15 protein-coding genes are annotated in these 15,256 nt (G+C 69.5%); 6 read left to right on the top strand and 9 right to left on the bottom strand.

Annotation, left to right across the window (positions count from 1 at the left end):
• Positions 1–57: 57 nt before the first annotated feature.
• The 4 genes from OG883_RS05790 to OG883_RS05775 all read right to left on the bottom strand — a co-directional run bounded on the left by OG883_RS05790 (position 58) and on the right by OG883_RS05775 (position 4,886).
• Complete coding sequence (locus tag OG883_RS05790) at positions 58–2,526, bottom strand: ATP-binding protein (RefSeq protein ID WP_266535858.1); 2,469 nt, start codon at positions 2,524–2,526, stop codon at positions 58–60.
• Between the two features lie 256 nt (positions 2,527–2,782).
• On the bottom strand, positions 2,783–3,106 hold the full coding sequence (locus tag OG883_RS05785; RefSeq protein WP_266535855.1) for an STAS domain-containing protein: 324 nt from the start codon (positions 3,104–3,106) through the stop codon (positions 2,783–2,785).
• A 164-nt stretch (positions 3,107–3,270) separates the two neighbouring features.
• Positions 3,271–4,119, bottom strand: coding sequence for a 3-hydroxyacyl-CoA dehydrogenase family protein (locus OG883_RS05780; protein ID WP_266535852.1), 849 nt, complete (start codon positions 4,117–4,119; stop codon positions 3,271–3,273).
• A gap of 128 nt (positions 4,120–4,247) precedes the next feature.
• Positions 4,248–4,886: a TetR/AcrR family transcriptional regulator gene (locus tag OG883_RS05775; RefSeq protein WP_266535849.1), complete on the bottom strand. Its 639-nt coding sequence runs from the start codon at positions 4,884–4,886 to the stop codon at positions 4,248–4,250.
• Positions 4,887–4,965: 79 nt separating this feature from the next.
• Between OG883_RS05775 and OG883_RS05770 the strand changes: the two genes are divergently transcribed.
• The 3 genes from OG883_RS05770 to OG883_RS05760 are packed head-to-tail and all read left to right on the top strand — an operon-like array spanning position 4,966 to position 7,098.
• On the top strand, positions 4,966–5,748 hold the full coding sequence (locus tag OG883_RS05770; RefSeq protein WP_266535846.1) for an ABC transporter ATP-binding protein: 783 nt from the start codon (positions 4,966–4,968) through the stop codon (positions 5,746–5,748).
• 8 nt (positions 5,749–5,756) lie between these two features.
• Complete coding sequence (locus tag OG883_RS05765; protein WP_266535843.1) at positions 5,757–6,512, top strand: ABC transporter permease; 756 nt, start codon at positions 5,757–5,759, stop codon at positions 6,510–6,512.
• Between the two features lie 13 nt (positions 6,513–6,525).
• Complete coding sequence (locus OG883_RS05760) at positions 6,526–7,098, top strand: cob(I)yrinic acid a,c-diamide adenosyltransferase (protein ID WP_266535840.1); 573 nt, start codon at positions 6,526–6,528, stop codon at positions 7,096–7,098.
• Positions 7,099–7,113: 15 nt separating this feature from the next.
• On the opposite strand, the gene OG883_RS05755 is transcribed toward OG883_RS05760, so the two are convergent.
• A complete protein-coding gene (locus OG883_RS05755) occupies positions 7,114–7,704 on the bottom strand; it encodes a hypothetical protein (RefSeq protein ID WP_266535837.1) in 591 nt (196 codons plus the stop codon).
• Between the two features lie 151 nt (positions 7,705–7,855).
• On the opposite strand from OG883_RS05755, the gene OG883_RS05750 reads away from it, so the two are divergent.
• From OG883_RS05750 to OG883_RS05740, 3 genes are all read left to right on the top strand, one after another.
• A complete protein-coding gene (locus OG883_RS05750) occupies positions 7,856–9,052 on the top strand; it encodes a sensor histidine kinase (RefSeq protein WP_266535835.1) in 1,197 nt (398 codons plus the stop codon).
• Positions 9,049–9,699 carry a response regulator transcription factor gene (locus tag OG883_RS05745; protein WP_266535832.1) on the top strand — a complete coding sequence of 217 codons (651 nt, stop codon included), beginning with the start codon at positions 9,049–9,051 and terminating at the stop codon, positions 9,697–9,699. Before OG883_RS05750 ends, OG883_RS05745 begins: the two co-directional genes overlap by 4 nt.
• A 144-nt stretch (positions 9,700–9,843) precedes the next feature.
• Complete coding sequence (locus tag OG883_RS05740; RefSeq protein ID WP_266535831.1) at positions 9,844–11,688, top strand: glycoside hydrolase family 18 chitinase; 1,845 nt, start codon at positions 9,844–9,846, stop codon at positions 11,686–11,688.
• Positions 11,689–11,818: 130 nt separating this feature from the next.
• On the opposite strand, the gene OG883_RS05735 is transcribed toward OG883_RS05740, so the two are convergent.
• The 4 genes from OG883_RS05735 to OG883_RS05720 form a co-directional block, all read right to left on the bottom strand.
• Positions 11,819–12,265 (bottom strand): DUF2550 domain-containing protein, encoded by a 447-nt coding sequence (locus OG883_RS05735; protein WP_266535829.1) that lies wholly within the window; start codon positions 12,263–12,265, stop codon positions 11,819–11,821.
• Between the two features lie 126 nt (positions 12,266–12,391).
• Positions 12,392–12,766, bottom strand: a complete 375-nt coding sequence (locus OG883_RS05730; RefSeq protein ID WP_266535826.1) for a F0F1 ATP synthase subunit epsilon — start codon at positions 12,764–12,766, stop codon at positions 12,392–12,394.
• Between the two features lie 111 nt (positions 12,767–12,877).
• A complete protein-coding gene (gene atpD / locus OG883_RS05725; RefSeq protein ID WP_266535822.1) occupies positions 12,878–14,320 on the bottom strand; it encodes a F0F1 ATP synthase subunit beta in 1,443 nt (480 codons plus the stop codon).
• A complete protein-coding gene (locus OG883_RS05720) occupies positions 14,320–15,237 on the bottom strand; it encodes a F0F1 ATP synthase subunit gamma (protein ID WP_266535819.1) in 918 nt (305 codons plus the stop codon). Before OG883_RS05720 ends, atpD begins: the two co-directional genes overlap by 1 nt.
• Between the last annotated feature and the right edge of the window lie 19 nt (positions 15,238–15,256).

The following is a 15,256-nucleotide window of genomic DNA, read 5'->3' as shown; positions in this document are numbered from 1 at the left end:
TGTGCGTACGGCCCCGGGCGGCGATGCTGCCCGGGGCCGTACTGCGTCACTCCTGTGTCACATGACCGGTGAGGACTCCGTGGTGGAGCCCGAGGAGCCGGTGGACCCGGGGGCGCTGCTGCTGGTCATCGGGGCGCTGGTGGTCGTCGCGGGGCCGCTCGCGGAGGTGGAGTCCGCGGGAGTACCCGTCGGCGTCGGCGTAGGCGTCGCGGTGGGCGGCGTGGTGGACGGCGTCGGCGGCGTGAACGTCGTGGCGGGCGGCTTCGTCGGCGTGGGCGGCTTCGTCGTCGGCCTGGTCGGGGGCTTGCCCGACGTCGAAGGCTTGCCGTCCGGCGTCGACGCGCTGGAGGACGGTTCGCCGCCCGGCGTGGACGCGTTGCCCGACGAGGAGGTGGCGCCCGGCGTCACCGAGCCCGGGTCCTTCGGGTCCTCGGTTCCGTCGCCGGGGCCGCCGGGGTGGTTGGACGAGTTGGCAGCCGGCTCCTCCGCGTCCATGCCGTCCTGGGCGTCGTCCTCGTTCGCGGACTGGCCGTTCCTGACCTTGCTGCCCGGCGGGTCCTCCTGGTCCGAGGTCGCGCCGAGCGTCACCACCGTGCCGAGCACCGCGGCGAGCAGCGCGCCCGCTCCCGCGGCGACGAGGTTGCGGCGGGCGCCGCCGAGCACCGAGAGACGGCGGCCCCACTTGGTGCCGCCACCGGCGCTCTGCCCGGCCACCAGCGTCGTGACCTCCTCCGGACGGACCGGACCTCCCGCCCGGCCGGATCCCAGCCCCACCAGAGGCACGGCTGCCGGAATGCCCCGGGGCGGCGACGCCGACTCCTCGTACCGTGCGGCCGGCACCTCCTCGCCCGCCGGACTGCGTCCGCCGAGCAGCGGGCCGCCCGCACGGTCCGCGACGAGCGCCAGCGCCCTGCGTCCCGCGACGGTGCCCCGCTTGTCGGCGAGCGCCCCGCGCATGGCGATGGAGGCCTCCAGCTCGGCACGTGCCCGGTCCAGGTTGCCGTGGCAGAGAGCCAGGACGCCCAGCTCGTGGTGGAAGTACGCCTCTTCGGCGACCTCGCCCGCTATCCGGGCCGCCTCGGAGCCCGCCCGCAGGGCACGCTCCCAGGCGCCCCAGTGCAGCCCCGCCGCGAGGGCAGGGGCGGCGCTGCGGGCCAGCAGCACGGCCGCGCTGGGGTGCCCGGCCTCCTGGCCCGGCACGAGCGCGGTGAGCGCCGCGAGGACCGCGTCCGACTCGGCCACCGCCCGCTCGGGGGTGACCGAGGGGTGTCCCGCCCACCAGGCGTAGTGCTGGGCGGCGGTGTGGGCGTGGGCGAGCGCGTCCTGGGCGTAGCCCTTCTCCGTCAGCTGCGCCATGACGCCGGCCGCCAGCCGGTAGCGCGTACCGACCGGGGAGACCAGTCCGCAGCTCATCAGCTCACCGAGCGCGGCGTCCGCGTGGGTGTCCCCGACGAGCGCCGGCAGGTGTGCCTGGTGCGGGATCTCGCCGCCGAGCGCGACGGCGATGCGCAGAGTCTGACGAGCGGACTTGCCCAGCCGGGAGGCGAGCAGTGCCGCGGGCGCGGCCCCCTCCCCCAGCGTCGGCAGCGGTACGTCGATGCCCTCGACCGCGTCGAAGGGTGCGTACGCCTCGGAGGTCTCCGGGTCGGCACGCAGGGTGTCGCACTGCCGCAGCAGTGCACCGGCCTGTACGAAGCGCAGCGGCAGGCCCTCGGACTCGAACCAGAGGTCGCCCGCCCAGTTCGCCTCGTCCTCGGTGAGCGGCCGGTCCACGGTGCGCTTGAGCAGGTCCAGCGAGGTGCTGCGGCCGAGCCCGGCGAGGAAGACCTCTTCGAGGTGCGAGTCCGCGGAGGGCGCGGCGACGTCGGGTGTGGCAGCGACGAGGAAGGCGCATTCGGGCGCGGCGTCCAGCAGCTCGCCCAGGGACGCTCCGCCGAACTCGAGGTCGTCGAGGACGACGATCGCTCCGATGTCGCGGACGATTTCGAGCAGCCCGGCCCGGTCGGGACGGTGCAGCGGGGCGCTGTGGACGATGGCGAAGAGCTCGTAGAGCAGCTCGGTGGGGGTGCGGTGGTAGCCGCTGAGGCGTACGACACCGTCGGGCGCGAGGTCCGCGCACTCCTCGGCGACCGCGTCGAGCAGGGCACTGCGCCCGGAGCCCGCGGGTCCGGTGAGCCGCACCGAGCGCCCGCGCCCCAGGAGCCGTACCAGCCGCTCCCGCTCCTCGTCGCGCTCCAGCAGCGGGAGCCGGGGCGAGGCGGGACCCGCCGGTACGGGCGGCTGCGCCGCGCGCAGCAGCTCGACGCGCTCGGCGGCGCTGCGCCGGGCCGGCCGCGCGGGCTGTTCGCCCGGCGGGCAGGGTTCGATCTCACTGCCGTCGATCGGATTGACGGTGAGCAGGAAGTCGCCCGAGACGAGCTGGACGGTACGGGCGAGCGCCGGAGCGGACTGCCCGAAGTCGGGAGTCATGGCGTCGCGCGGCGGGCGCGCCTGTCCCGCGTCCTCGCCGAAGCTGTCGTTGTCCATGGTCAAAGCCCCCCAGATGCGCTTCGCTTGGCTTCGTCCCCGCCAAGATCTCTATTCCTGGTGGCGGAGCCACGTGCGGATGCCCCTCCCGGCTTTCTGCACGCCCAGCTGTCGCTTCGGTCCGGTGCCCGCCGTGTGGGATTGTCGATTCGGCAGGCGACCGAACCCTAGACCTTCGCTCAGTATCGCGGAACCGGCGGGGTGCCACCCCGCCCAAGACGTCACAGTCTCGTGAGGATTGTGAGCGTCGTACGGTTCACACCCGGGGGAGCGATTCGGCCGCGATGCCGCCTTCGATCGCAAGAATGCGATGCAGCCGGGTCGCGACCAGCAGTCTCTGCATCTGCGGCGGGACGCCGCGCAGCACCAGCCGCCGGCCGCAGCGGCCGGCCCTGCGGTGGGCGCCCATGATGACCCCGAGCCCGGTGGCGTCCCAGGAGTCGAGATGAGTCAGGTCGAGCACCAGGTCGCCGACTCCGTCGTCGACGGCCGCGTGCAGGACCGTACGGGCGTCCGCCGCGCTGCGGACGTCGAGGCGGCCCCCGACGACCAGCTCGGCGTGGTCGCCCCTGATGTGCATATACGCTCCCCGGGAGTGCTTCGATGCGGTGTGTGCCTGTGTCTGTCTGTCCGACTTCTCTGTCTTGCAACAACTGACTGCCCCATGGGCAGGACGGTTGCTGCTTGTGAGCGAACCGATACCGAATTCACCCCGGAGGGTGACACCAAACCGGTCGATGCGGGTCAGTGCTTGTAGAAGCCCTGCCCGCTCTTGCGTCCGATGTCACCCGCGTCAACCATCCGGCGCATCAGCTCCGGCGGCGCGAACTTCTCGTCCTGGGACTCGGTGTAGATGTTGCCGGTGGCGTGGAGCAGGATGTCCACGCCCGTGAGGTCGGCGGTGGCGAGCGGCCCCATGGCGTGGCCGAAGCCCAGCTTGCAGGCGATGTCGATGTCCTCGGCGGACGCCACGCCCGATTCGTACAGCTTGGCGGCCTCGACGATCAGCGCCGAAATGAGACGGGTGGTGACAAAGCCGGCAACGTCGCGGTTGACGACGATGCAGGTCTTGCCGACGGACTCGGCGAACTCCCGCGTGATGGCGAGGGTTTCGTCACTGGTCTTGTAGCCGCGCACCAGCTCGCACAGCTGCATCATCGGGACGGGCGAGAAGAAGTGCGCACCGACGACGCGCTCCGGACGCTCCGTCACGGCCGCGATCTTGGTGATCGGGATGGCGGAGGTGTTGGAGGCGAGCACCGCATCGTCCCGTACGAGCTTGTCGAGCGCACGGAAGATCTCGTGCTTGACCTCGAGCTTCTCGAAGACGGCTTCGACGACGATGTCCGCATCGGCGACGGCGTCCAGGTCGGTGGTGGTGGTGATGCGCGCCAACGCCGCGTCGGCGTCGGCCGCTTCGAGCTTGCCCTTGGAGACGAACTTGTCGTACGAGGCCTTGATGCCGTCCCTGCCGCGGGTCAGAGCCGCGTCGGTGACATCACGCAGCACGACCTCCCAGCCCGCCTGGGCCGAGACCTGCGCGATACCGGACCCCATGAGTCCGGCGCCGATGACGGCGAGCTTCCTGGCCACTGCGGCACCCCTTAACAACTGTTTACATCTTCGCTCTCTGCGGGAGGTTAGCGTCCGTGAGGTGCCGTGGGGCGGTGAAGAGATGCGCGTCACGTCTCAGATGACGGACATCACACTGGTACGGCCCATCAGGCTTCGCGCACCGCGTACTTGAGCACCCTCTCGCCCAGCAGTTCCTCCATGTCGTCCAGAAGGACGAGTGCCTCGCGGGAGACCTCTTCCGGCGAGCGGCCGACCACCATCGCGCGGCCGATGCAGGCCATGAGCGTGTCCTGCACCCAGGAGAGCTGGCCGGCCACGAGGGTCGGGAGGGTGTCGCCGGGTGCGGCGCCGGTCTCCTCCCGGAGCGTCTCCTCGATGTTCTCCCGGGCCTCGTGCTGGATGTGCCAGAGGCGGGAGCGGAGGGTGTGCGCGCCGTGGATGACCTTCAGGAAGCTGTCGTAGCCCGCGTGCAGTCCGACGGTGGGTGAGACGGCCTCGACCTGTTCGCGCAGTTCACGCAGGACTGCGTCGGCAGCCGACTCCCCCGCCCCGCGGCCGCGCACATAGCGGGAGAGCCGGTCGACGATGCCCGCGCTCCGGTCCAGGAAGAGGTCCTCCTTGGCCGGAAAGTAGTTGTAGACGGTGTTGACGGAGACGTCCGCCGCCTCGGCGATCTCGGCGATCGTCACCACGTCGAAGCCGCGCTCCACGAACAGACCGGTGGCGACATCCGAGATGTGCTGCCTGGTCCGGCGCTTCTTCCGCTCTCTGAGTCCCTCGGCCATGCCCTCATCCTAGCTTTCATGGGTTCCCTGAAAACTTGGAGGCGTTGCAAAATTTAAGTGACTCTGTTTTTCTGGGGCCATGGCAATCATCAGTACGGCCGGACTCGCACTGACCTTCCAGACCAGGAACGGACCCGTCGAGGCCGTGCGCGGCATCGACCTGACCGTGCAGCCGGGCGAGATCCTCGGCTTCCTCGGCCCGAACGGAGCGGGCAAGACGACCACCCTGCGGATGCTCACCACGCTGCTGAGGCCCACCGGCGGTGCCGCCACGGTCGCTGGATTCGATCTGACCCGCGACCCCGCCGGGGTACGCCGCAGGATCGGTTACGTCGCCCAGTCGGGTGGCGTCGACCTCTCCGTCTCCGTACGCGAGGAGCTGGTCACCCAGGGGCGGCTCTACCGCCTCTCCCGTACCCACGCCGTCGCCCGCGCCGACGAACTGGCGCGCGACCTCGGCCTCACCGAGCTGATGGACCGCAAGTGCGCCGCCCTCTCCCGCGGTCAGCGACGGCGGCTCGATATCGCGATGGGGCTGACGCACCGGCCCGAAGTGCTCTTCCTGGACGAGCCGACCACCGGACTCGACCCGGGCAGCCGGGCCGATCTGTGGCAGCTGGTGCGCCGCATCCGCGAGGAGCAGGGCACCACCGTCTTCCTCACCACGCACTATCTCGACGAGGCGGACGCGCTCTCCGACCGGCTCGTCGTGGCCGACAAGGGCGTAGTGGTGGCCGAGGGCACGCCGAGTGCGCTCAAGCTCCGGTACGGCGGCTCGGCCGACGCATCCCTCCAGGACACCTTCCTCGCCATCACCGGGCGCAGTATCGCGCCCGAGGACACCGCCCCCGTCGCCGTTTAGGACTCCCCATGCCTTCAGTTCTCTCCGACACCGCGCTGATCTTTTCGCGGTACGCCCGGCAGACCCTGCACTCCAGGTTCCAGATCCTCTTCGGCGTACTGATGCCGCTGCTGTATCTCCTCTTCTTCGGGCCGCTGCTGTCCGATCTGCCGCTCGCCTCCCAGGGTGACTCCTGGCAGGTCCTGGTGCCCGGCCTGCTTCTCCAACTCGGCTTGTTCGGCGCACTGTTCTCCGGATTCGCGATCATCATCGAGAAGCAGTTCGGCGTCGTGGAGCGGATGCGGGTGACGCCGGTCAGCCGGCTGGCCCTGCTCCTCGGACGGGTGCTGCGCGACGCCGTGCTCTTCGTGTTCCAGGCGGTGCTGCTGGTGCTGGCCGCGGAGGTCATGGGGCTGCGTGCGCCGCTGGGCGGCATCCTCATCGGCTTCGTGTTCGTCTTCGCGGTGACACTCTCGCTCGCGGCGCTCTCGTACGCGCTGGCGCTCAAGGTCTCCGAGCCGTACGAGTTCGGTCCGGTCATCAACGCCGTCAGCATGCCGTCGATGCTGCTCTCCGGGCTGATGCTGCCGATGACGCTCGCCCCGGGCTGGCTGGACGTGCTGTCGCACTTCATGCCGTTCCGCTATCTGGTGGACGCGATGCGGGCCGCCTATGTCGGCGACTACACGGGGACGGCCATGCTGTACGGCGGACTCATGGCGCTCGCCCTCGTTCTCGGCTCCGTGACGGTCGGCACACGTGTCTTCCGCCGGGCCGGTGCGTAACTAGGCTGGTCGCATGGTCAATCTGACGCGCATCTACACCCGTACCGGCGACCAGGGCACCACGGCGCTGGGCGACATGAGCCGGACCGCCAAGACCGATCCGCGGATCGCGGCCTACGCCGACGCCAACGAGGCCAACGCCGCGCTCGGCACGGCGATCGCGCTCGGGCAGCTGCCGGAGGAGGTCGTCAAGGTCCTCGTCCGCGTCCAGAACGACCTCTTCGACGTGGGCGCGGACCTGTGCACCCCCGTGGTCGAGGCGCCGGAGTACCCGCCGCTGCGGGTCGAGCAGTTCTACATCGACAAGCTGGAGGCGGACTGCGACCGCTTCCTGGAGGAGCTGGAGAAGCTCCGCAGCTTCATCCTGCCGGGCGGTACGCCGGGGGCGGCGCTGCTGCACCAGGCCTGCACGGTCGTCCGGCGCGCGGAGCGCTCGACGTGGGCGGCGCTGGAGGTGCACGGCGGGAGCATGAACAGCCTGACGGCGACGTATCTCAACCGCCTGTCCGACCTCCTGTTCATCCTGGCCCGTACGGCGAACAAGGAGGCCGGTGACGTGCTCTGGGTCCCGGGCGGCGAGCGGTAGTCACGCCCCGCGGCGTCAGCGCTCGGTGAGGGACCGGGGCCGCTCCACTCGGACGGGCTCGGTCTCCGCCGGTTGCGGGGCCTTCTTCGGGAAGAGTGTGTAGCACCCGGCGATGATCACGTTGATACCGATGACGTAGGGCATCTTCCGCTGCCACATGCGCAGCGAACCGATGTCGCCGTCGCCTCCGACGTACCAGATCGCGGCCTGCAGCAGACCCATCGCGACCACCGCCGCGACGATCCAGCGCGCGGCCGTCCGCCACTCGTGGATCATGCGGCCGGTGCCGTACTTCGGCGGTTTGACGGGCGCCGGGCCACCTGCGAACCGGTGTGCGACCCACGCGTCGACCTGCTTGATCGTGTGGTGGCCCAGTCCCACCGTGAAGCCGATGTAGACGGCGGCGAGTCCGTGTTTCCAGTCCGGCTCCGCGCCGTTCTTGAGGTCGATCGCCGTCACGACGAGCATGACGACCTCCAGCAGCGGCTCACAGAGCAGCACGGCCGCCCCGAGACGGGGCATCTTCGCCAGATAGCGCAGCGCCAGTCCCCCGGCCAGCAGCACCCAGAAGCCGACCTCGCAGATCACGATCAGCATGACGATCACAGCACTCTCCCTTCGGTCCTCCTCCAGGCTCCCGTCGCCACCGCCCCGCTTCGTCGTCGCCAGTGACGAAACGGCACTGCATCCTTCGATGTAGCCGGCCCTCACCCGACACGTGGACGTCCCCGCTCCGCCCGCCGTGTTTGATGGCTCCGTGACCGCTCTCCCCCGCCCGCACCGCGACGATGTGCTCATCGCCGTGGCCGGATTCCTCGGCGGCCTGCTGCTGTGGCAGCTGGGCCTGGACAATCACCCCAAGCAGGGCCTCGGTCCCCGCTGGCTCGCTCTGCTGCCGCTGGCCGTGATCAGCGCGGCGGCGCTGCTGCGCCGGACCATGCCTCTTACGGCGCTGGGCATCGGCACCCTGATGATGGCCGCCGACCAGTTCGTGAACGGCAACATCGCCACCGCCGTGCTCTTCACCGATCTGGTCTACGCGGCGGTCCTGTACGGCAGCCCGGCAGCGGCCCGGCGCATTCCGGACGTGAGCGTGATGATCGCGGTGGCCACCACACTCACCGGCCTGGTGCTCTTCGACGGGGCGGAGGCCGTGCTGCTCGGCCTGGTGGTGGCACTGGTCACGGTGGCCCCCGCCGCGACCGGCTTCAGTGTGCGCACCCATCGCGACGCGGCCGAGGCGGCCAGGTTGCGCGCCGAGCAGACCCGGCTTCTCGCGGAGATGGACCGCACCCAGGCGGTGACCGCCGAGCGTGCCCGGATGGCCCGCGAGCTGCACGACATGGTCGCCAACCATCTCTCGGCGATCGCGATCCACTCCACCGCCGCGCTCTCGCTCGACGATCAGAAGACCTCGCGCGAGGCGCTCGGGGTCATCCGCGAGAACAGCGTGGACGGCCTGGCCGAAATGCGCCGGCTGATCGGGCTGCTGCGGGACAGCGGCGACGACGGGGGGCCCGCGGCCGCACCGACCCTCGACGGTATCGACGCGCTGCTGGAGCAGACGCGGACCAACGGCGCCTCCAGCGGCCTGGAGTTCACGCTGGCCGACGCGCGCGGGGAGAGTCTGCCGCTGCCCGCGCCGGTCGAGCTCTCGGCGTACCGCATCGTCCAGGAGTCACTGACCAATGCCCTCAAGCACGCCTCTCCCGGCACGGTCTCCGTCACTCTGGGCCAGGACGGGCAGGTGCTGATCGTCGGGATCACCAGCCCGTACGGCGACCGGCCGGGACCGCGCGCCCCCGGCTCCGGGGCCGGTCTGGTCGGTATGCGCGAGCGGGTGGCGCTGCTGGACGGGACGTTCGAGGCCGGACCGGTCACCGCAGGCGACGGCACGAAGATCTGGCAGGTACGGGCAGAACTGCCCGTCGAGGAAGGGAACGGCAAGGTATGACGATCCGGATACTGGTCGCGGAGGACCAGAGCGCCGTACGCGCCGGTCTGGTCCTGATCCTGCGCAGCGCGCCGGACATCGAGGTCGTCGGCGAGGCGGCGGACGGCGAGGAAGCGGTCCGCCTGGCCCGCGAACTGCGCCCGGATCTGGTGCTGATGGACATCCAGATGCCGCGTCTTGACGGCGTGTCGGCGACCCGGCAGGTCGTCGCCGAGCAGCTTGCCGACGTCCTGGTGCTGACCACGTTCGATCTGGACGAGTACGTCTTCGGGGCGCTGCGGGCGGGGGCCGTCGGCTTCCTGCTGAAGAACACCGAGGCGGGGGATCTGATCGAGGCGGTGCGTACGGTGGCGCGTGGTGAGGGACTCATCGCGCCGGCCGTGACCCGCCGGCTGATCGCCGAGTTCGCGACGCCGAAGCCGGTACGTGCCGCGAACGCGCCGGACCCCGCGGTCCTCGATGTGCTCACCCGTCGCGAGCGCGAGGTGCTGTCGTGTCTGGGGGAAGGGATGTCGAACGCCGAGATCGCGACCAGACTCGCCATGGCGGAGGCAACGGTGAAGACCCATGTGAGCCGTCTGCTGGGAAAGCTGGAGCTGCGCAGCAGAGTCCAAGCGGCTGTCCTGGCACAGGAGTTGGGGATCTGAGAGAGAGTCGGGCGACTTTGGTCTGGACCTATTGACGATTGGTCCAGACCTTCCTACGCTCACCGGACACGCTGCGGTGAGCTGTCGCAGGGTGCGCACTGCACGGACCACCCCGATTGTCCGTCCGCAACTCGAGGAGCACCCTTGAGAACCCACACCCCCCTGCACCGAAGAAGGATCAGCTCCAGAGCTGTCGCGGGTCTGACCGCGCTGCTGCTCCCCCTGGCCGCCATGGTCGGCCTCGCCTCTCCCGCCGAGGCGGCCCCCTCGGCAACCGCCACCTACGCCAAGGCCTCCGACTGGGGCTCCGGCTTCGAGGGCAAGTGGACGGTGAAGAACACCGGCACCACCTCGATCGGCTCCTGGACCGTCGAGTGGGACTTCCCCTCGGGAACCTCCGTCACCTCCGCCTGGGACGCGGACGTCACCGGCTCCGGCACCCACTGGACCGCCAGGAACAAGAGCTGGAACGGCACCCTCGCCCCCGGCGCCTCCGTCTCCTTCGGTTTCAACGGCACCGGCTCCGGCGCCCCCTCGGGCTGCAAGCTCAACGGCGCCTCCTGCGACGGCGGCGGCGTCCCCGGCGACAACCCGCCCTCCGCCCCCGGCACCCCGAGCGCGTCCGAAGTCACCAACACCTCGGTGAAGCTGGGCTGGACCGCCGCGACCGACGACAAGGGCGTCAAGAACTACGACGTACTGCGCGACGGCACCAAGGTCGCGACGGTGACCGGCACGACGTACACGAACACCGGCCTCACCGCCGGCACCGACTACGAGTTCACCGTCCAGGCGCGTGACACCGCCGACCAGACCGGACCGGTCAGCGGCGCCCGTGCGGTCCGTACCACCGGCGGTGGCGGCAACCCCGACCCGGGCAGCAAGGTCAAACTCGGCTACTTCACCGAGTGGGGCGTCTATGACCGCAATTACCACGTCAAGAATCTGGTCACCAGCGGCTCCGCCTCGAAGATCACGCACATCAACTACGCCTTCGGCAACGTCCAGGGCGGCAGGTGCACGGTCGGCGAGGCCTTCCCGGCGTACGAGAAGTCGTACACGGCCGACCAGAGCGTCGACGGCGTCGCCGACACCTGGGACCAGCCGCTGCGCGGCAACTTCAACCAGCTGAAGAAGCTCAAGGCGAAGTACCCGCACATCAAGATTCTGTGGTCGTTCGGCGGCTGGACCTGGTCCGGCGGCTTCGGCCAGGCCGTACAGAACCCGACGGCCTTCGCCCAGTCCTGCTACGACCTCGTCAACGACCCGCGCTGGGCCGGGCTCTTCGACGGCATCGACCTGGACTGGGAGTACCCGAACGCCTGCGGCCTGTCCTGCGACACCAGCGGCGCCGCCTCCTTCAAGAACATGATGCAGGCGATGCGCGCCAAGTTCGGCAGCAAGCTCGTCACCGCGGCCATCACCGCCGACGCATCCAGCGGCGGCAAGATCGACGCGGCCGACTACGGCGGCGCCGCCCAGTACGTCGACTTCTACAACGTGATGACGTACGACTTCTTCGGTGCCTGGGCCGCGCAGGGCCCGACCGCGCCGCACTCCCCGCTCACCTCCTACTCCGGCATCCCGCAGCAGGGCTTCAACTCCGACGCGGCGATCCAGAAGCTCAAGGGCAAGGGAATCCCGGGCAGCAAGCTGAATCTCGGCATCGGCTTCTACGGCCGCGGCTGGACCGGCGTCACCCAGGCCGCTCCCGGCGGCTCGGCCACCGGACCGGCCCCCGGAAAGTACGAACAGGGCATCGACGACTACAAGGAACTCAAGAGCAAGTGCCCGGCCACCGGCACCGTCGCCGGCACCGCCTACGCGCACTGCGGCACGCAGTGGTGGAGCTATGACACCCCGGCCACCATCAGCGGCAAGATGAACTACGTGAAGAACCAGGGCCTCAAGGGCGCGTTCTTCTGGGAGTTCAGCGGCGACACCACCAACGGCGAGCTGGCGAACGCCATCGACAGCGGCCTCGGGTAGACCCGGCAGCAAGCTGATCGAGGGGGACGGCGCACATCTGCCGTCCCCCTCTCTCACCGGCTACGGGCGGGGAGCGGTACCAGCATCTCGCCGGGATCGACGGAGTGCGCTTCGAGGGGGCTCTGCCTACTTAAGCGACATTGACCCGTTGGCCGGGTGGCGCCGCCTCGAGCCAGGCGAGGAATCCGGTGAGCGCGTCCTCGCTCATCGCCAGTTCCAGCCGGGTGCCGCGGTGGACACAGCCCAGCACGACCGCGTCGGAGAGCAGCGCCAGCTCCTCCTCGCCCTCGGGCGTTCGGCGCGCGACGACCTCGATCGCCGAGCGCTCCAGGACACGGCGCGGACGGGGGGCGTACGAGAAGACCCGGAACCACTCGATCCGGTCACCGCTGTAGCGGGCGACGCCGTAGACCCATCCCTTGCCGGAGACATCGGGCTCCTCCGGCAGGTTCCAGCGCAGACTGCAGTCGAACGTGCCGCCGGAGCGCTGGATCAGCCGCCGGCGCAGCCCGAAGACGAACAACCCGATCACTACCAGTGCGACGATCAGGCCGCCCACAAGAAGAGCGAGGAACATCTCCACCGACCTCCTCGCATCGTCCCGTTAGCGGAATACAACGTCACCTGCATTGCCTCAGCCGCGGCACGGGCTGGAGAGTCCAGACCGGGCCGCGGCTGAGTCGTCAACCAGTCGGCGGGGTGCCTAGCGCACCGCCACCGCACGCAGCCGGACATCGGCGCGCCGCTCGGCGGCGTCGTCGTCTGCCGACCTTGCGCGCTCCAGCGCACGCTCGGCGCGCTGGGCGTCGATCTCGTCCGCCAGCTCGGCGATCTCCGCCAGCAGCGAGAGCTTGTTGTCCGCGAACGAGATGAATCCGCCGTGGACAGCAGCGACGACGGTTCCGCCCTCGCTCGTACGGATGGTCACCGGGCCCGATTCCAGCACACCGAGCAGCGGCTGGTGACCGGGCATGACGCCGATGTCGCCGGACGTGGTTCGCGCGACGACCAGGGTGGCCTCGCCGGACCAGACACTGCGGTCCGCCGCTACCAGCTCGACATGCAGCTCAGCAGCCAAGGTGGGCTCCTCGGGTCACCACCCGGCGGTTGTGCCGGGTGTTGGGTCAATTCTAGGGGGCGTACGGAGAGGGGCGGGACGCACCCGCCCCTCTCAGCAGGAGCACGGGGCTCAGGAGACGCCGAGCTCCTTGGCCTTCGCCTTCAGGTCGTCAATGCCACCGCACATGAAGAACGCCTGCTCGGGGAAGTGGTCGTACTCACCGTCACAGATCGCGTTGAACGCGGCGATCGACTCGTCGAGCGGCACGTCCGAACCGTCCAGGCCGGTGAACTGCTTGGCGGCGTGGGTGTTCTGCGACAGGAAACGCTCGACGCGACGGGCGCGGTGGACAACAAGCTTGTCCTCTTCGCCCAGCTCGTCGATACCGAGGATCGCGATGATGTCCTGGAGGTCCTTGTACTTCTGCAGGATTCCCTTGACGCGGCTGGCCGCGTCGTAGTGGTCCTGCGCGATGTAACGGGGGTCCAGGATGCGGGACGTCGAGTCCAGCGGGTCGACCGCCGGGTAGATGCCCTTCTCCGAGATCGGACGCGACAGCACGGTCGTCGCGTCGAGGTGCGCGAAGGTCGTGGCCGGGGCCGGGTCGGTCAGGTCGTCCGCCGGCACGTAGATCGCCTGCATCGAGGTGATCGAGTGGCCACGGGTCGAGGTGATGCGCTCCTGGAGCACACCCATCTCGTCCGCCAGGGTCGGCTGGTAACCCACCGCGGACGGCATACGGCCGAGCAGCGTGGAGACCTCGGAACCGGCCTGGGTGAAGCGGAAGATGTTGTCGATGAAGAGCAGCACGTCCTGCTTCTGCACATCGCGGAAGTACTCCGCCATGGTCAGCGCGGAGAGCGCGACCCGAAGACGGGTGCCCGGCGGCTCGTCCATCTGGCCGAAGACCAGCGCGGTCTTGTCCAGAACGCCCGACTCGGTCATCTCGTCGATGAGGTCGTTGCCCTCACGGGTGCGCTCACCGACACCGGCGAACACGGAAACACCATCGTGCAGCTTGGCCACACGCATGATCATTTCCTGGATGAGGACGGTCTTGCCGACGCCCGCACCACCGAACAGACCGATCTTGCCGCCCTTGACGTACGGGGTCAGCAGGTCGACGACCTTCAGGCCGGTCTCGAACATCTCGGTCTTGGACTCGAGCTGGTCGAAGGCCGGGGCCTTGCGGTGGATCGGCCAGCGCTCGGTGATCTGAGCCTCGGCCTCCGGCTCGTTGAGGATCTGACCGAGGGTGTTGAACACCTTGCCCTTGGTGATGTCACCGACCGGCACGGTGATACCGGCGCCGGTGTTGGTCACCGGAGCCTGACGGACCAGACCGTCGGTGGGCTGCATCGAGACCGCGCGAACCACGCCCTCGCCCAGGTGCTGGGCGACTTCGAGGGTCAGCGTCTTCTTCTTGCCGTCCTCGGCCGGGTCGGCAACCTCGACGTGCAGGGCGTTGTAGATCTCCGGCATCGCGTCGACGGGGAACTCCACGTCGACGACCGGGCCGATCACCCGGGCGACGCGGCCCGTGGCGGCGGCCGTCTCAACAGTGGTCGTCATTACTTGTCACTCCCCGCGGTCGCGTCGGCCAGGGCGCTGGCGCCACCGACGATCTCGCTGATTTCCTGGGTGATTTCGGCCTGGCGGGCCGCGTTGGCAAGCCGGGAGAGGCTCTTGATGAGCTCCCCGGCGTTGTCGGTCGCCGACTTCATCGCGCGGCGGGTGGCAGCGTGCTTGGAAGCAGCGGCCTGGAGCAGCGCGTTGTAGATACGGCTCTCGACGTAGCGCGGCAGCAGAGCGTCAAGGACGTCCTCCGCCGACGGCTCGAAGTCGAACAGCGGAAGGATCTCGCCCTTGGTCCCTGACTCCTCGGCCGCCAGGTCGAGGCTGAGGGGCAGCAGCCGGTTGTCCACCGGTGTCTGCGTCAGCATCGAGATGAACTCGGTGAAGACGATGTGGAGCTCGTCCACGCCGCCTTCCGCCGTGTCCTTCTGGACGGCCGCGATCAGCGGACCCGCGATGTTCTTCGCGTCCGCGTACGTCGGGTTGTCGGTGAAGCCGGTCCACGACTCCGCGACCTTGCGCTCGCGGAAGCCGTAGTAGGCGACACCCTTGCGGCCGACGATGTAGGCGTCGACCTCCTTGCCCTCACCACGGAGCCGCTCGGTGAGCCGCTCCGCCGCCTTGATGGCGTTGGAGGAGTAGCCGCCGGCCAGACCGCGGTCGCTCGTGATGAGCAGGATCGCGGCACGGGTCGGCGTCTCGACCTCGGTGGTCAGGGGGTGCTTGGTGTTCGAACCGGTCGCCACCGCCGTGACCGCGCGGGTCAGCTCGGTCGCGTACGGCGTGGAGGCCGTCACCTTGCGCTGCGCCTTGACGATGCGCGAGGCGGCGATCATCTCCATCGCCTTGGTGATCTTCTTGGTCGCGGTGACGGATTTGATGCGACGCTTGTAGACCCGGAGCTGAGCTCCCATGAGTCAGGTCCCTTCCGTC

Source organism: Streptomyces sp. NBC_01142, assembly GCF_026341125.1.
Taxonomy (GTDB): Bacteria; Actinomycetota; Actinomycetes; order Streptomycetales; family Streptomycetaceae; genus Streptomyces.
This window is presented reverse-complemented; position numbering and strand designations above follow the sequence as displayed.

Bases quoted from the DNA above. Each gene is read 5' to 3' on its own strand.
- OG883_RS05720 (WP_266535819.1), bottom strand. From the start codon at position 15,237: ATGGGAGCTCAGCTCCGGGTCTACAAGCGTCGCATCAAATCCGTCACC.
- OG883_RS05735 (WP_266535829.1), bottom strand. From the start codon at position 12,265: ATGTTCCTCGCTCTTCTTGTGGGCGGCCTGATCGTCGCACTGGTAGTG.
- OG883_RS05790 (WP_266535858.1), bottom strand. From the start codon at position 2,526: ATGGACAACGACAGCTTCGGCGAGGACGCGGGACAGGCGCGCCCGCCG.
- OG883_RS05765 (WP_266535843.1), top strand. From the start codon at position 5,757: ATGCCTTCAGTTCTCTCCGACACCGCGCTGATCTTTTCGCGGTACGCC.
- OG883_RS05760 (WP_266535840.1), top strand. From the start codon at position 6,526: ATGGTCAATCTGACGCGCATCTACACCCGTACCGGCGACCAGGGCACC.
- atpD (WP_266535822.1), bottom strand. From the start codon at position 14,320: ATGACGACCACTGTTGAGACGGCCGCCGCCACGGGCCGCGTCGCCCGG.
- OG883_RS05775 (WP_266535849.1), bottom strand. From the start codon at position 4,886: ATGGCCGAGGGACTCAGAGAGCGGAAGAAGCGCCGGACCAGGCAGCAC.
- OG883_RS05770 (WP_266535846.1), top strand. From the start codon at position 4,966: ATGGCAATCATCAGTACGGCCGGACTCGCACTGACCTTCCAGACCAGG.
- OG883_RS05785 (WP_266535855.1), bottom strand. From the start codon at position 3,106: ATGCACATCAGGGGCGACCACGCCGAGCTGGTCGTCGGGGGCCGCCTC.
- OG883_RS05745 (WP_266535832.1), top strand. From the start codon at position 9,049: ATGACGATCCGGATACTGGTCGCGGAGGACCAGAGCGCCGTACGCGCC.